Source organism: Spirosoma sp., assembly GCF_026391055.1.
Taxonomy (GTDB): Bacteria; Bacteroidota; Bacteroidia; order Cytophagales; family Spirosomataceae; genus Spirosoma.
On record NZ_JAPLET010000025.1, the window covers coordinates 163,152 to 180,214 of the forward strand.

Annotated in this window: 12 protein-coding genes; 3 read left to right on the forward strand and 9 right to left on the reverse strand. The window is 50.9% G+C overall.

All coding sequences use genetic code 11. The annotated features are described in order from the left end of the window. Positions 1–99: 99 nt before the first annotated feature. Together hemN and NT073_RS22580 are read left to right on the forward strand one after the other, a co-directional pair. A complete protein-coding gene (gene hemN, locus NT073_RS22575) occupies positions 100–1,482 on the forward strand; it encodes an oxygen-independent coproporphyrinogen III oxidase (RefSeq protein WP_297377988.1) in 1,383 nt (460 codons plus the stop codon). Positions 1,483–1,498: 16 nt separating this feature from the next. Next, on the forward strand, positions 1,499–2,026 hold the full coding sequence (locus NT073_RS22580; protein ID WP_297377990.1) for a CopD family protein: 528 nt from the start codon (positions 1,499–1,501) through the stop codon (positions 2,024–2,026). 11 nt (positions 2,027–2,037) lie between these two features. Here NT073_RS22580 and NT073_RS22585 read toward each other — a convergent pair whose 3' ends face one another. Both NT073_RS22585 and NT073_RS22590 read right to left on the reverse strand, forming a co-directional pair. After that, positions 2,038–2,502 (reverse strand): hypothetical protein, encoded by a 465-nt coding sequence (locus tag NT073_RS22585; RefSeq protein WP_297377993.1) that lies wholly within the window; start codon positions 2,500–2,502, stop codon positions 2,038–2,040. Positions 2,503–2,567: 65 nt separating this feature from the next. Then, a complete protein-coding gene (locus NT073_RS22590) occupies positions 2,568–3,389 on the reverse strand; it encodes a universal stress protein (RefSeq protein ID WP_297377996.1) in 822 nt (273 codons plus the stop codon). 283 nt (positions 3,390–3,672) lie between these two features. On the opposite strand from NT073_RS22590, the gene NT073_RS22595 reads away from it, so the two are divergent. Then, entirely contained in the window at positions 3,673–5,355 is a 1,683-nt protein-coding gene (locus NT073_RS22595) for a M1 family aminopeptidase (RefSeq protein ID WP_297377999.1), read from the forward strand. Positions 5,356–5,365: 10 nt separating this feature from the next. On the opposite strand, the gene NT073_RS22600 is transcribed toward NT073_RS22595, so the two are convergent. The 7 genes from NT073_RS22600 to NT073_RS22630 all read right to left on the reverse strand — a co-directional run bounded on the left by NT073_RS22600 (position 5,366) and on the right by NT073_RS22630 (position 17,059). Beyond that, positions 5,366–5,956, reverse strand: coding sequence for a hypothetical protein (locus NT073_RS22600; protein ID WP_297378002.1), 591 nt, complete (start codon positions 5,954–5,956; stop codon positions 5,366–5,368). A gap of 182 nt (positions 5,957–6,138) precedes the next feature. Continuing rightward, entirely contained in the window at positions 6,139–8,895 is a 2,757-nt protein-coding gene (locus NT073_RS22605; RefSeq protein WP_297378005.1) for an alpha-L-rhamnosidase, read from the reverse strand. Positions 8,896–8,966: 71 nt separating this feature from the next. Beyond that, positions 8,967–11,186, reverse strand: a complete 2,220-nt coding sequence (locus NT073_RS22610) for an ATP-binding protein (protein ID WP_297378008.1) — start codon at positions 11,184–11,186, stop codon at positions 8,967–8,969. Positions 11,187–11,226: 40 nt separating this feature from the next. Then, on the reverse strand, positions 11,227–12,342 hold the full coding sequence (locus tag NT073_RS22615) for an AAA family ATPase (protein WP_297378011.1): 1,116 nt from the start codon (positions 12,340–12,342) through the stop codon (positions 11,227–11,229). An 80-nt stretch (positions 12,343–12,422) separates the two neighbouring features. Next, positions 12,423–13,340 (reverse strand): PorP/SprF family type IX secretion system membrane protein, encoded by a 918-nt coding sequence (locus tag NT073_RS22620; protein ID WP_297378014.1) that lies wholly within the window; start codon positions 13,338–13,340, stop codon positions 12,423–12,425. A 122-nt stretch (positions 13,341–13,462) separates the two neighbouring features. Then, positions 13,463–15,835, reverse strand: coding sequence for an OmpA family protein (locus NT073_RS22625; protein WP_297378017.1), 2,373 nt, complete (start codon positions 15,833–15,835; stop codon positions 13,463–13,465). Positions 15,836–16,084: 249 nt separating this feature from the next. Beyond that, positions 16,085–17,059, reverse strand: a complete 975-nt coding sequence (locus NT073_RS22630) for a type IX secretion system membrane protein PorP/SprF (RefSeq protein WP_297378019.1) — start codon at positions 17,057–17,059, stop codon at positions 16,085–16,087. Between the last annotated feature and the right edge of the window lie 4 nt (positions 17,060–17,063).

Genomic DNA, 17,063 nt, shown 5'->3' on the forward strand with positions numbered 1-17,063 from the left:
GATATAAATCAGGATTTCTACTGATATAAACACCGGACGGGCCAGTTCGGGAAATGCGACTTTTGTAGTACCTGACGGCTTTGGCAGTCGGGTTCCCCCATGAGCGATTCACTGATTGCCAAATATAACGTAGCGGGTCCGCGCTACACCAGTTACCCCACCGTACCTTACTGGAATACAGCCGCTTTTACCCGTGAAGACTGGCAAAAGCGGCTGACAACTTCCTTCGCCAACAGCAATTATTCGGCCGGAATCAGCCTGTATATTCACCTGCCCTTCTGCGAAAGTCTGTGTACGTTTTGCGGCTGCAACAAACGCATTACGCGAAACCACAACGTAGAAGAACCGTATATCGACGCCATCCTCAACGAATGGGAGATGTACTGCGAATGGCTTCCGGAACGCCCCCGCATTGCCGAACTACACCTCGGCGGAGGAACGCCCAGCTTTTTTTCGCCCCATGAGTTACGTCGGCTGATGACCGGCATTTTCCGTTGGGCCGATCCTGTACCCACCACCGAAAACAGCGGACCGGATTTTGGCTGGGAAGGCCACCCCAACAACACAACGGGCGAACATCTGCAAACGCTTTACGAATATGGATTCCGGCGCGTGAGCTTCGGCGTACAGGATTACGACCCGGTTGTGCAGAAAGCCATTCACCGTCACCAGCCGTTTGCCCATGTGCAGCGCGTAACCCAACAGGCCAGAGCCATTGGCTACACCTCCATCAGCCACGACCTGGTATTTGGCCTGCCCTTTCAGCAACAGTCGTCCATTATCGATACTATTATCCAAACCCTTTCTCTCCGACCCGACCGGATTGCGTTTTATTCGTACGCACATGTTCCCTGGATAAAAGGAACGGGGCAGCGGGGGTTTGCGGATAACGACCTGCCGAGTGCCGATAAGAAGCGGGCGCTGTACGAAACGGGCCGTGCCCTGCTCGAAGCCGGTGGATACACCGAAATTGGCATGGACCATTTCGCCCTGCCGCACGACTCGCTCTACAAAGCCATGCATACCGGACAGCTACACCGGAATTTTATGGGGTACACCACTACCCAGACCGACATACTACTGGGGTTGGGCGCGTCGGCGATCAGCGATGTCGGAACGGCATTCATGCAAAACCAGAAAGACATTGGCACCTACCAGGCTGAAGTGAATCAAAATCAACTACCCATTTTCAAAGGTCACCTGTTAACCGACGAGGACGCCCTAATCCGGCGGCATATTCTGAATATCATGTGCCGCTTTCAAACCAGGTGGTCGATCATGGAATGGACCCCGGCTGAATGGGAGACCATAAGTCATCAACTCGACGATTTCCGGGTCGACGGGCTACTTGTATACGACGAAACCGGGCTGTGGGTACGCCCGGAAGGACGACCGTTTCTGCGCAACATCTGCATGGTGTTCGACCGTTACCTGACCAAACCCTCTGTAACGGCGAAGCCCCTCTTCTCCAGTACGGTATAAGCGTACCTTTGCGCCCATGACGTTTTTCTACCTCAAGGCCCTGCACATCATTTTTGTCGTAACCTGGTTTGCGGGCCTTTTTTATATTCCCCGGCTATTCATCTACTTCACCGAAGCCGCCGATCAGCCCGAGCCAGCCCGACAGATTCTGCAAACTCAGTTTGCCGTTATGCAACGTCGGCTTTGGTACGGCATTACGTGGCCGTCGGCTTTGATTACGCTGGCATTGGGCCTGAGTACCTGGTACAACTACGGCGCAACACCGCCCTGGCTGGTGGTTAAACTGGCTTTTGTAGGGAGTCTTTACGCCTATCATATGGCCTGTCATGTGCTCTTTCGGCAGCAGCAACACGGTGAGTTACGCTACACCTCCACCCAACTCCGGATCTGGAACGAAGTGGCAACGCTGTTGCTGTTCAGCATTGTTTTTCTAGTGGTTCTCAAAGATGTGCTGAGCCTGGCCTGGGGTATGCTCGGGCTCGTTGTGTTTATGGGCGTGCTGCTGGCGGGCATCTGGGTGTATAAGCGTCTGCGCGAACGGTAGCTCATATAACCTTATCCCTTTCCGGTAACTTTCGTCCGCTGCGACCGACTCTCCTTCTTGTAGACTAGCAGCACAACAAAGCCGATCACCGTAACGAGGATGCCGGTATAGGCGCTTACATTGGCGGTGTTGAGGTCGGTCATGAACACAATATCATGCCGTAAAAAATGCGCAGGCCACCACATTGCCTCCAGAGAAATTGAATAGCCAGAAGAACAGCACGGAACCCGTAGCCAGACTAAACAGCCAGCCCATAACCCCGCCCAGCCGACCGGTGTCCCGGCAAGCCGTGTACAGCCTCGGCCAAGCATATGGCGCATACCCACCCCACCCTGCCCATAATACGTCAGCCCAAGTGCAGCCAGCGAAGGGCTAAGGCAACCCAGAATGTGAACATAAGGCAGTTGGCTAACGGGTACGCCAAGCGGCAGGTAATAGGGCAACGAGAACAGCCGGGACAGCAAATACGTGAGCACATAAACCGAACCACACGCCCTCGGATCGAAAGCGTGTGGAAAGTGGTTACGTTATTAATAGAGCATTATACAATAGCCAGCAGCGGGATGTCAGTCAGTCGGGCAAACCGCTCGGTTTCGCCTTCCACAAATAGCCGTCTGAACCAACTGTGTGCCTGAGGCAGCATCATAATCAGGTCGGCTTTGTTCTCGTGCGCAAAGGTGAGCAGCGTATTATAAATCTCTTCGCCAGACAGAACCGTCATCGTATGCGGTACGGACACCATCAGCTCCCGGATGTGTTCGGCCTTCGTGCGGACATGGGCATCGGCCGGATGCGGGTGAATGCACAGTAGGTTGACCACGCAGCCAAACTGCCGGGCAAACCGAAGCGCCGTATCCAAAGCGACAGCATTGGGGGGTGTATCGAGGTCTACGCCCAGCACCACATTTTTAACGTCGGCATACCCAACGGAAGGCGGAACAAGCAGCAGTGGAACATTGGTTTCGGCCACCATACTCGTTGCCACACTGCCCATTAGCTGAGCACTCTGGGGAGCGGTACCGGTTGTGGACATAATAACCAAATCGGCCTTTTCTTCTTCAGCAACCTCCCGAATGGCCGGTATGGGGTAACCTTCTTTGGTGACACAGCGAATGTTTACCTCAGTTCCATACTGTTCGTTTAAGGTGTGGGCCAGGTGGTTGAGCGTTTTCTGACTATCGTCGTGCATGGCTTTGGCACTGAGCGTGAAGTCGCCCCCCGTTTCAGCCGGATTGGTGGGCCAGAAATGAAACGCATGCATTAAAATTAAGGTCGCCTGTTGGGTAAGCGCCAGTTGCATAGCAAAGTGAGCGACTTTATTTGCATTCGGCGAGAAATCAGTAGCTAAAACGATGGTTTTCATACGAAGGAGTTTTACCTGAGTTAAGGATAAGTACATCCGGTTGTTGCCGTCTGTTTACGGCACAAAACAAGCATACTTACTTCGTTGTCAGCCTGATATAAATCAGCCTGCTTGTTGATTTTAGCAAGCAAAACCATCCAACTGTTCGGCGGCATTCCCAGCGGGCCAGCATGCGTATAACTATCTACGTTTCAGGCACTATGGTGATATCCGCTGATAAATAAAGCATAATGAGTAAGGGGTTTGTCGACCAGCCTTATAGAAGTAATAACCATCACCATGTATGACTTCTCGCAAACTTTTACTGGTAGCCCTGCTGCTGACCGGCTTCTCAGGATATGCCCAGACTCCGCACATCACCGGCGACGTGTACATATCCATCAAAAATGGTACGTTTAAAGCAGATCTTGATGTGTCGCGGCTCCCTAAGACGACAAACTATGCCATTCGGTTGAATGCGGGCCTGAACATCCAGTTTTTCAGAGATAGTACCAACACGTTCTCGTATGCTTCAGGGCGCGAGTACAAGCCCGATAAGTCAGATGAGAGTTTCCAGTACTGGTTTCCCGAAAAGGACCAGAAAGGCCGGTATCTGCCCGGTCGATTCAAGGTTAGCTATGTAGGAGCCTTCCCCGTTTCGGGCGACTCTGCGAAACGCAGCGAATGGGGCGACTGGAAAGGGAACATCGCCTTTAACGGAAAAACCCTGCGAGCCTCAGAGCAGACCGCCTGGTACCCGATCCTGTACGACATCGCCGAAGACAAAGACTACCAGAATGTAACGTTCGACATTACCATTCATGCGCCCGACGCAAAAGCCATTTACCTGAATGGCTGTCCGCCCCAGTACGGACAGCAGGCCCGTTTCCGGTCGGACCGCCCCTTTCCACTACTCCTGTTTGTGGGCGATTTCGACTTTCGAAAGGAGCAGAACACTTACCTGCTCAACACGACTCTCACCGCACCACAGGCCACTGTACTCGATGGCTGGTTCTCCCGGATTAAAGGGTATTACGCCCAGAAACTACAGATTCCGTACGGAGCAGATATTACCCTGCTGGCCAGCACACCCGTTTCCAAACGGAATGACTGGCTGTTCGTTAGCTACCCAACCATTGCCAGCGTTAGCCCAAAAGGCTGGCTTAACACGCTGGTCGATCCAAAGAAACTGGTGCTTGCCGACTCGTCTCTCCTATCGTTCATAGCGCACGAACTAGGGCATTATTATTTTGGGTCGGTCGTGACGCCCAACTCGACTCTGCGTTGGGTATTTCTGGAAGGTATGACTGAATATATCTCCCTACAAGCCACCCGCGACCTGATTGGGCAGGTTTTTTATGACCGTCAGCTTAAACGTTATATTGGCGCCACAAAAAGCATGACCGACTTCACGCCCTTACGGAAGATCAATGCAACCGGTGACATTGACGAGGTCTACCGTTACCAGTACATTCCTTTGCTGCTAACTGCCCTGGAGCAACAGATTGGCCGACAACAGATGTGGAAATGGCTTCAGACCATCCTTAACACCCCGAACGCAGCAACGGACTACGGCCTGTTTAAAAGTAGTTTGCTGAAAAGCGGGGTCAGTGAGAAGGTGGTCAGCGACTTTGAAGAAACCTATTTAAGCACCGACAATAGCCGGGCTGCACTGCTGGCTCTTTTCAAACCAACCAGCACAACTTACTATTATTGGGGGCTCTCCAAAGAAGTGCTGAAAGCGGGAAACAGCCGGAAGCCACAAGCCTTTTACACCGCCATCAAGCAGATGAAACTGGACGATGAGGAGATCAAAAAGGCCAGTCAGCAATACAGTGCCTACGTACAGAGCCATTGTAACCCAGCGAATGAAATGTGTACCAGCGATTTTAACTATTACGAAAGTATGGAGGATGCCCAGCGCGCGCAGACAAGGTGGCTGAATAACCTGAGCGATAAATACGCGGTAAAAAAAGCTGACTTTTAACCTCTCTACATTAAAACCGGTAAGCTCCCGTTATACCGGCACTATTAGAATTAAATCCGGCCTGGATACTGTAGAAAGAGGTACCATTTCCGAATGTGCCACTCGCCGTTACCGATGGAATCAGCTCCGCACTGATATACCACCTCGGATTGAAATTATACTGGGCTCCCAAGACAAAGCCAATACCTACCGAGGGGGTTACCAACAGTAAACTGGAACCCGTGTAGGTCACAACGCCCCCACTGCCGTTGTCAACCGTCACAGAGCCGCTTGTCGACGAATTAAGACTGACACTGGCAATTAATTCGGTTCCGTAAATGAACTGAAGCTTGTCGGTAAGGTTCCGGCGTTTTTCTTTACCCATAGCGCCCCCGGCCGAAAAAGCAACCATTGTATTACTCTGAACAAAATTAGCACCGAGATTGCCAAAGGCCAGCCGGTAACGTCGATACGTATTTTCGTCAAGCTTCTTTTTGTAGACCATTCCGAAGCTGTCGAAACTAGTGAGCCGTAAACCCACTTCCCGAGTCGGAGAATCCTGTGCACGTAGCGCTGATGTAATCAGAAGGCCGGTTGCCAATACAATGGAGAAAAGTTTCATAAACGTTTGACCAGGGTTGTTTGAACGACAAACTTAGTCAAAATAGGATAAAATCATCATTTATTTGCAGAGCTTTTGATTAAAAGTAGTCTCATAAATAGACGTGATGTCGGTTTTGAGAAACCGACATCACATCACTCGCCCAGACGTGGACGTCCAGGCTACGGCAAGTTGGCCACGAATCAAAAACCGGAGCTGGTAAACGTATAAACGCCCGAACCAACTTTAATCTGCACATAACCGGATTCTGTTCCGGCCGCCGTCAGGCCCGATGCCCCGAGTGGTTTCCCTCCCTCCTGAACAGCCTCTGCATTTTTCGCTGGTACGTAAATCGTGGCGGTGGTATTGGCGGGGATTTCAACGGTCATGGTCAGCGCATCCGAAGCGCGTTTCCAGCCCGAGCGAACGGTGCCGTAATAGGTTTTTAAACTGGCTTCTGCCGAGGTGAAGCCCCCGCCCGGATGCGGCCTGATGATGGTGTGCTTGTACCCCGTTTTGGTTTCGTCGGTGTCGATACCGGTGATGGTTCGGTACATCCAGTCGCCCACGGCACCATAGGCATAGTGGTTGAAGGAAGTCATAGACGGGCTCTGGAACGTGCTGTCGGGTTTCATCGAATCCCAACGCTCCCAAATGGTCGTTGCCCCCATCTTGACCGGGTATAACCACGATGGATACGTGTCCTGCAACAGCAATTTATAAGCTACATCGGTACGGCCGAACCGGCTTAGCACCGGACACAGGAACGGCGTACCCAGAAAGCCCGTTGTCAGGTGATTTTCATATTTTTTCACATTGTCGACCAGGCGATCAACGGCCTGTGGACGCAGGTTTTCGGGAAGCATGTCGAATTGCAGGGCCAGTACGTAAGCAGTCTGCGTGTCAGAAATCAGTCGACCGGTGGGGGTCATGTATGCCTGTTGGAACGCCTTTCTAATTCGCTCCAGCAGAGCCGTGTAATGGGCGGCATCATCCGTTTTGCCCAGTACCGTGGCGGTTTTACGCATGAGGTCGGTGCTGTAGGCATAGAAGCACTGTGCCACCAGATGCACATCGGTAAACGCCGATTTAGCTTCAAAGGCCGGGCTTCCTTCTGTTGTGACAAATGATAGCCAATCGCCAAACTGAAACCCTTCGCTCCAAAGGTCATTTTTAGCAACGCTTTCCATATATCCCTGATAGGCTTTCATACTGGCATACTGCTGCTCGATCAGCCGTCGGTCGCCGTAGGCAACGTACATGTTCCAGGGAATAATAATACCGGCATCCGACCAGCCAGCGGCTCCGGCCATACTGGGATTGGGCCCCCGGAGTACGTCCGGAATCACGAAGGGCACGGCCCCGTTCGGAAACTGATCGGCCGAAACGTCTTTGAGCCATTTGGTAAAGAAGCTGTTCACTCCGAAATTGAACGCTGCAGTTCGAGAAAATACCTCGGCATCACCGGTCCAGCCCAGGCGTTCGTCGCGTTGGGGGCAATCCGTTGGTACGTCCAGAAAATTACCCCGCTGCCCCCACTGAATGTTACTTTGTAACTGATTGATCAGGGGGTTAGAAGTGGCAAACTCCCCCGTTTTAGGTATGTCAGAGTACAGGGTTACGGCCGTAAAATCGGCAGGATTGATGGGGCCGGTCAAGCCATCTACCTGCACATACCGGAAGCCGAAAAAGGTGAAATGGGGTTCCAGTGTTTCCGTCCCTCCTTTAAGCAGGTAGGTCGCCTGCGCTTTGGCGGTGCGCAGATTTTCCAAGTAGGGATTGCCGAACTTATCGAGCATTTCTACGTGCGAGAGAACAACCTTATCACCGGCTTTACCCGTTACGCGCAACTGCACCCAGCCCACCAGATTCTGGCCGAAATCGAGGACCGTTTTGCCTTTGGGTGTGGTGAGCACCTTCACCGGTTTCACCGTTTCGTGACGGCGGATGAGTTCGTTGTAGTTCGCTACCAGATTCGCGTAGCCAAATGGCTTTACCATTATGCCCGACCAGTCGGCATCGGCATAAGCGGACAGGGTCCAGCCCGTTTTTTCGAGCCGCGCATCATATACTTCGCCGTCATAGATTTCGGAGAAACGGATAGGTCCGGTGGATGATTTCCAGCTTTCGTCGGTACTAATGGTTTCGGAACTTCCATCGGCATAGGTGATGGCCAGTTGTCCGAGTAAAGCCAGTTGGTTGCCATATATATTTTTCTGGTCGGCCCAGCCCATTCGTCCGCGATACCAGCCGCTGCCCAGTGTCACACCAATGGCGTTCTGGCCCTGATTTAAGAGGGTTGTAACATCGTAGGTCTGGTACTGCAAGTGCTGGTTATAGCTGGTCCAGCCGGGCGTGAGGTAGGCATCACCCACGCGCTTCCCGTTAATCTGCGCTTCGTAAATACCATGCGCCGTCATGTACAGAACGGCCGAGCGCACTTTTTTCGACGTGGCAAAGGCTTTTCTGAACAGAGGGCTGGGGCTATGAACACTATCGCCGGGGAAACCCTGCTGAATCCACTTAGCTTTCCAGTTCGCGGCATTCATTAAACCAGTTTGCCAGAAAGCAGGGGTACTCCAGGCCGACGGCTTTGGTGAGGTGTTATCCCAAACCCGCACCTGCCAGTAGTACCGCTGGCTAGGTTGCAGAGCAGCTCCGCCGTAAGGCACATGAACGGACTGTTCGGACGCCACCCGCCCCGATTGCCAGCTTGTTCCTTTAGCAACCGATGCTGCATCGGTACTCACCCTGATCTCGTACGCTGTTTGCATCACATTGCGCTTGACCGTAGCAAGCTGCCAACTTAAACGGGGAATGGTTACGTCCAAACCAATGGGATTTGTGCGATTCTCGGTGAGCAACTGCTGAACGCTTACCTGAGCAAACAGGCGGGTCATTAGTAGCTGAAAGAGCAAAAAGCAAGGCAGGCAATAGCGAACAAAGGTGTTACGGCTCATAAGACGATTATGTAATCGAACAAAGATAAAGTTTACCTTTTTAAATCACTTTCACACACCTACCTAACCCACTATTCACTATCCCGGTCGACTGGCAAAGCCAGCGTAAATGCGGTTCCGGTAGTGGGGTCACTTTCAACGGTCAGCAGGCCACCGTGACCCTTTGTGACAATGTCGTACGATAGCGACAGGCCCAGACCGGTGCCGCTTCCCGATGGCTTGGTGGTAAAAAAGGGCTGGAATATTTTGGTTTTAACTGCCTCCGGAACCCCGGTACCATTATCGGTCACGCGAATTTCCACGACCTTTCCAACCTGCTTTGTACTGATACTGACCGTTGGTTTATAGCCTATTTCACCAACAGCATCGAGTTGTTTCTTTTTTTCCGAAACGGCATAAAAAGCATTGTTAAACAGGTTCAGCAACACCCGGCCTATATCCTGTGTCACAACGGTTACGAGGGGTAGGTTTGGGGTAAATTGGGTTACCAGTTCGCAGTTAAAGGTCTTGTCTTTTGCGCGGAGACCATGATACGACAAGCGCATAAATTCTTCAGCCAGTGCATTGAGGTCGGTCGGCCGACGTTCGCCGTCTGCTGTCCGGCTATGTGCCAGCATACCCTTAACAATGCTGCTGGCACGGTTACCGTGGTGGGTAATCTTCTCCAGATTTTGCGTCAGGTCGCCCATAATCTCCCCGGCATACTCTTTCTCCGAATCGGGTAGTTGCTGCAAAGGCCCTTCTTTCAGTTCGTCGAGCAGTTCGATACTCACCTCCGAAAAGTTGTTCACGAAATTGAGGGGGTTCTGTATTTCGTGGGCAATACCGGCTGTCAGTTCACCCAACGAAGCCATTTTCTCTTTCTGAACCAGTTGGTCCTGAGTCATCCGCAGGTTTTCGAGGGACGCTTTTAACTGGGCGGTTCGTTCTTCTACCTGTTGTTCCAGCACAATTTTCTGTTCTTCAATTAGTCGGCTTCGTTCCAGTTCCCGCTCACGCTCAAGCTGTTCCTTCTCAATAATCTGCTGAGCCAGCCGCTGCTTAGTCAGGTTATAGCGGTTGATAAGTGCACCGGAAAAAACAATGATCAGCCAGGCAAAGCAGATACTTTCCAGATAATCGAATGCGCGCCCGAAGCTTTTCAGCATGTCGGCATTAAAATACTGACCTGCGATCAGCGTACTCAGGGTGAATAGCCAGAAGATAAACAACGGGGCGTTAGCCAGTAGAGCTAACCGGGCATCCACGGAGCCGGTTTTCATCATCTTCAGAATCAGGATAGCGCATAGACTATAGACCACCCGAATCAGCGCATTAATGAGTATGTCTGCTTCGTTCAGCGGAAACCACGCCTTGTTGAAAGAGAAAAACTGAACGACAATGAATAAAGAAGTTACTAACAGAAAGCCACCGATAGCCCTGTTTAACCGTGAGAGAGCCGGAACCGGCTGGATAAACCTCCGGATCGACTGAATAAAAAAGATGAAGAAGACAAGGAAGAAAAAATGAGACAATACATTGAAGACATACGGATATTCCTCGAAAAAAGCCTGTTGAATCCAAAAAGCATTTCTGTCCAGCGTGAAGAAGAAAAGACAGATAGCGAAGTAGAGATAAACCCTGTCTTTTATCGAAAAAAATATAAGCAGGTTATAACAAACGGCCAGCAGCAGAATGCCGATCATGATGCCATCGAAGAAATAAGTCTTCCATTCCTTCTCTACCCGAACGTAATTAAAAACGGCCCTGATCCGACTTTCTTCCGATTGCAATTGGGTTGACAGATACGTTAGCGGGGGTCGCCAGAACGCGTTTTCCGACCGCTGGTACAGGGTGGTCGTCTGGCCCGGTGCCAGGGTAAAAAATACACGATTACGCTCTTTGTTACCGTTTCGGGAAGGCACCTGGCTAAGCGGCACCAGTTCGCCGGTACGTTGGTGCTGCCACTGGTTGCGGGCATTCAGCCAGTATAGGTCAAGGTAGTTGCTGCTGAAATCACTGAGGTACAGATTAAGCGTATCGGAACCTGTATTTCTGAGCCGCATCCGAAGCCAGTATACGTGCGCGCGCCGGGTTGGGTCGAAGAAAGGTTCTACACGAAACGCATTACTCTGCCGTACCTGCTCAAACGTCAGCTCCCCACGGGCATCTTCAAGCACCTGAATGTGGGTTGTATCGGGCGTTTGTACGGAGTCGGGGTAGATCGGAAAAACGGGAGGCAAACCCGTCTGGGCAACAGTTGAAAACAGAATGCCGAGCCAAAAAAAAAGCACTAAACAGCCGTTTTTCATAGGTCATCAGGTGTGTTGAAGACATACCGTGTCAATACCTTTAAAAACCAACCTTTAACGCTTCCTGGCGCTCACCGGATACCGTCTGCTCATCGAGGTTGAAAATATCAGCCAGGGTCATGGGTTGATCAGTCCGATGATCGACTCCTAGATGAGTGAGCAGATTATTTGCTTTAGTGGGTGACAGCTTCCCGAACGCATAGTCGACCATAAGACGACCTTTCCGAAGCAACGCTTTGTCTAACAGATGCTTACTGGCGTTGAAGGTAGCGATCACCTGAATATGCATGCAATCGGCCAGCAGACCATCCGTTAGGTTGAGGATGTTGGAAACGCTGTTGGTATCGCCCCCGGCTTCGCGCGATTGCAGGATTCGTTCAGCATCTTCGATAATGAGTACCGACTCTTTATTATCCAGCAGGAACGGAATAATCTCGGGAGAAGTCAGGTAGTTGGTCATGTAAGGCGGCAGAATGAGCATGTCCTTCTTGACCAGCGAACTGAGGTGTTTAATATAAGTTGTTTTGCCGGTTCCAGGCTCACCATGCAGGAGAATAAGGCCCTTACTTTTGGGCTGTGCCAGCAACGTTACCAGGCGTTCGTGAACAACAGGAAAATCGTCGTTGTAATGCAGATCAATGTCGATGTCGGGCGGCAAAATCTCGACTCGTTCGGTGTGCAGCCCTCCCAGCCCACTCTGAATCAGATAGATATGCGTCTGATTGTCTTCATGTACGTATTTATGTTCCTGAAACCCCTCCAGCAGCCTTTTGGCCGAAGCTTCATCGCGGTAGTAGCCGTAAAGCCGGAAAAAGCGGTCACCTACAAATTCGGCTTTCAACACCAGCCCTTCGTCGTGCTGATAGACCCGTTCGATAGTATGCCAGCCTTCGTCATTAATGCGTGTCGACTGGTTGATCAGCACAAACCCCCGGCTATCCAGCAATGGCTGAGCGGAGGGCTTAAAATCATCATTAAAATGAATGTAGTTCGGGTAGCTCCCAAATGTCTGGACAAAGTGAGGAGCCAGCGGGAACTCACGGTCGAGGTCGCTGGGGATGTATAGATTTTGAATAATAGCTTGGCTGGGCATACGACTGTTGGCCGACAGATAGCGCAACATGTCAGCCCTGGAAAGATCGTCGTGCGATTTCAAGCGGGCGTTGAGTTACGTTTCTTTGGGGCTAAGTTATTAATTATTTTCAGTTTACGTTAAGAACTGTTTCCAGTCCTAAACTAATAGGTAAACTTCAGCGAGTTTGGTGAGAAGCGCAACATAATTTCGTGTACGCTTTTTTGATCAAACTGCATGGCGTTAGGGCTTTCGGGGGTTTGTGAATAAAAAGTGTAGCCCAGCCGAATGGCTTTGGTCAGCTGATATTCGGCAAATGCCTGGATATAGTTCGTTTGGATCAGTCCGGGGCTGTTTTGCCGATACGACAGGCCAAGGCCGATTTCTTCATTAAACCAGGCCCGCAGGTTGATATCTACCCCCAACGGGCGATCCGCCATTTTGGAGATGAGTACGGAGGGTATCAGTACGGTACCTTCATCCACCTCAATGGGAACTCCCGCCTGAATCATAACCGGCCTAATGCTCTTGTATAGAGAACGTCCCGTTGCGTCGGTTAGTTGCCCGCCCAGTTCGGGGGCAGAAACACCGGCAAAAAACCGGTCGGACTGGTAGTACAGACCAACGCCCACACTGGCAACAGCGCGATTTATACTGGCTGCCGTTGTTACATCGAATACCGGCACTACATTGACGCCACCCTGCACACCAATGGATAGTTTGGCCAGAGCTGGCAGGTTGAAACGGTAGGCAACGCTCCCATAAACGCCCGTTGTGGCAAACAGCCCCATCCGGTCATTTAAGGCCTGAAATCCTAGTCCAACACGCCCGTTAGCGATGGCTCCATCGGCCGAGACACTCTGTGTTACGGGTGCATACCGTACACTGATCCATTTACGCCGGAGAAAAGCGCTTAGATTAAAGGATTCACGACTGCCCGCATAGGCCGGATTTATGCTCAGCGGGTTCTGCAAATACTGAGAAAAAAGTACTTCTTTCTGAGCCTGAGCCCGATGCCCTGTCAGTACTAGTGAACTACCAATCAGCAGAACAATAAAGGAATGATACGGAATAAAACGCATAGGTACCGTAAAGGTAAACATCATATCAACAGGGTAACGCTAAAAATCTAAAACGCCAGACATCCCGTTTAGGTACAGGACATTTGGCGTTTTAACGCAGAAGGCTCCACCATTCAGAAATATTATTCCAGTTTCAAGATTTTGATTTCTGTCCGGCGATTCTTCTGATGGTCTTCCTCAGAACAGCCAACTCCGTCTTTGCATTTATTGAGCAACTGACTCTCCCCATAGCCCTTAGCTATCATCCGTTTCATGGCGACCCCTTTGGATTTCAGGTACGCAACAGCCGACTTTGCCCGGTTGCCCGACAATGTTTTGTTATACACAGCCGTTGCCCGGCTATCGGTATGTGATCGCATCTCGATGATCATGGCCGGATATTTGATGAGCAGTTTCACTACTTTATCGAGTTCAACGGCGGCATCGGGACGTATCACCGCCTTGTTGAGGTCGTAGTAAATGTTATCGATGGAGATGATGTCTCCTTTCTTAAACATTGTTACATCGGTGGTACCAACGCCATCTTTTGAAATATGTCCTCCCAAGGTTCCCATATTATTTTTTATGGCTTCGATGGAGTAGTCGCATCCGGCCTGTATCATAAACGTATAGCTTCCGTCCGGGCCGGTTGTTGTTCGCTGCATCGTGCTGTCACAACTGTTTACCAACATTACATTCACCCCGGCAATGGGCAATTTACCTGCCTGGGTTGTTACGCGTCCCTTCAGTTCAGAGGCCGTGCGTCTGGCAACTTCCGGCTTGTCGAGCAGGATTTCCAGATGGGTTGGATGATCGTCGGAAAGATCTCTGGTCGAGAACCCAACTTTATTGTTAATATAGCCTTTGCGGCTGGCCATAAATTTAAAGTCACTATCCGCATCCAGGCATACGCGAACCAGCCCGTCAGCATCTGTCTTCAGCTCTTTCTGCTTGTTATTATCCGGGCTATCCATGGCAATTAAGGTATTGGCAAGGGGTTCTTTTGACCTGGCATCCACTACACTCACGGTCAATTCGCGGCATGGGTAGAGTGACCCTTCTCGGGTAAACCGGTACACATCATCATCAGCCCCGCCGTTTTTGCGGTTGCTGCTAAAATAACCGCTGTTCCGTTCTCCATCGGTCACAATGCCGAAGTCATCTTTGGCCGAATTGATCGGCTCTCCCAGATTACGAACAACTTTGCCCTGCTGCCCATCAGCCGTTAGCTGTGCGTAGAAAATATCCAGACCACCCAGTCCGGCACGTCCGTCGGACGAGAAGTAGATATTCCCTTTTTCATCCGCAAACGGGAATAGTTCATTTCCCTTGGAGTTAACGTCTTTACCCAGATTGATCGGTTTCCCCCACTTTCCATCTGCCCATCTGGACACATAAATATCAGTGCCTCCCAAACCGCCGGGCCGGTCGGACGAGAAGTAGAGCAGTTTATCATCTTTTGATAAAGCAGGATGTCCTGTCGAGAACTCATCGCTGTTAAAGGGCAGTTCTTCGGCCTCACTCCAGATTCCGTTCGTTTGCGTGGCGGTGTACAGTTTGAGTTTGTTCACTCCATCCGTGCTTTCCCGGTATTGCCCTTCGTTGTAGTTATTGCGCGTGAATATTACCCGTGAACCATCTTTTGTAAACGTGGCAGGTCCTTCGTGGTATTTGGTATTGAGGGTACGGCTAAACCGATCCGATTCACTAATGGGCTGATCTTCATAACCCATACTAATGTTGTTATCACCAAAAAAACCAACTGTACGGGAATCATTGGCGGTTGGTGCCGTGTAATCGTCGCGGCCAAGTCGGCGGATCAGGCGGCTGCGGGCGGCTTTAACCGCCGACGAACTACCGCCGAGACTCGATGATTTTGAAGCTTGTATCGTTTTCAGATCTGGGAGATAATATAAATCCAGGAAAGGGGTATTGTTCCATTTGAACACCCGCTTTACGCCATTACCGGCGTTGCCCGCTGATACAAATACCAGCCCGTCTTTATAGAGTATCGGGCTAAATTCAGCATTTCGAGTGTTCAGGGTCAGGAATTCAACTTTATAGCTACCAGCATTTCGGGTGAGGGCGCTAACATCGCGGTAGAGATCGGAAAATGAAGCGCTTCGCTTGTCACTTGCCTGTACGCTGCCGTACTTATCATAGGCTTCCTGAGCTTCGCGGTATTTCCCATTGGTAGCCAGCGCCTGGGCATAGTATAAATAGAATTTTGCGAAATCGGGCGGAAGCGTACTCTTATTGATGAGGTCGCGATATACTCGCTCGGCATTTGGTGTGTCGCGCATCTGTTGATAACTATAGCCTAATTTGGCTTTAGCATCCCTTAACTCTACTTCCGACAGGCCACCGGGTTTGGCCAGTGCCTGTTCATATAATTCAATGGCACTGGCATAGGCTAACCGATCGAATTGCTGGTTAGCTCTTTGGGTTAGCGACTGGGCCCTCAATGGACTCACGAGTACCCAGGTTAGTAGAAGCACAGAAAAAATACGTATCATACAGTATAAAATGTTGAGAGCCACACAAAAAATGAAACGACATGTCACCGACCAACGAACGGGAGTCTACTTTTTTGACAAGCAAATACTACGCCGAAAATGCTATATACAGAGCGATAATAATCCATTATACCCGCTGATTATGAAGCATTAAAAAACACAATGGTGGAACAGGGAGGCAGTCATGTGACTGCCTCCCTGTTCCACCATTGTGCCAAAATCTTACATCACCGGGCTACTAGTGTCCGATTAGAAATAGCGCGGTGTCAGGATGCGGTTCTTACCAAATCCGAGTTCGTATCGGATCATAATCTCGTGCGAACTGGGGGCTACACTTTGCAGGTTGCTCATTGTGCGGTCGTACGCGTAGCCAAACCGAAACTGGTCGGTCAACTGCACCTCCAGAAGGCCAACAACCGCATCGGTCGTATACTTCGTCCAGGTAGAGAATTGATTCCGGCGAACAGACGCACCTATAGCGATTCGGTCAGCGAACCAGAAGTTGATGTTGGCATCGAAACCCAGCGGGGCACCTTCTGCATACTTCGCTAGAAACGAGGGCTTCATCTTTACAACAGGGCTGATACCCACCACAAACCCGGCAGCCAGATAGGCGTGGCGGGCCTGTACTGACCGGTATTCGCCTACATTGTATTCGCTCAGCTTGTTTTTGATCAGGCGGGGTACCGATATACTCAGGTACGACCGGTCGTTGCTCAGGTAAATGCCCGTACCGAAGTTCGGCAGCATCTTCGAGATGTTGGTGGCAAAAGCCGGGTCAATCTGGTTATCGGGCGATGTTCGTACATCTGTAAGGTTGGCCTGATAGCTCGACGCACCCGCCTGTAAACCCAGCGCCAGTGTGCTTTTGGTCCCCACCTTTATACGAAAGGCGTAGGAAGCAAACGCGCCGGTTTCCTGAATAACGCCCACTTTGTCGCCGTAAAGCTGCAAGCCAACACCAACGCGCTCATTGTTAAGAGGCATATCGGCCGTAAACGTCGCCGTTTGCGGAGCCCCCGGCAAACCAGTCCACTGGTTCCGGTAGAGGGCCGACATGCTTAGTACATCCCGGCTGCCGGCATAGGCCGGGTTAATGGCCGTCATGTTAAACATGTATTGCGAGAACATCTTGTCCTGCTGCGCCCGGACCTGGCCGCTACCGACCCCGAGGATCAGTAGCAGCACAAATGCCCACTGTTTAGTTGAAAACTTGTTTGACATCGGT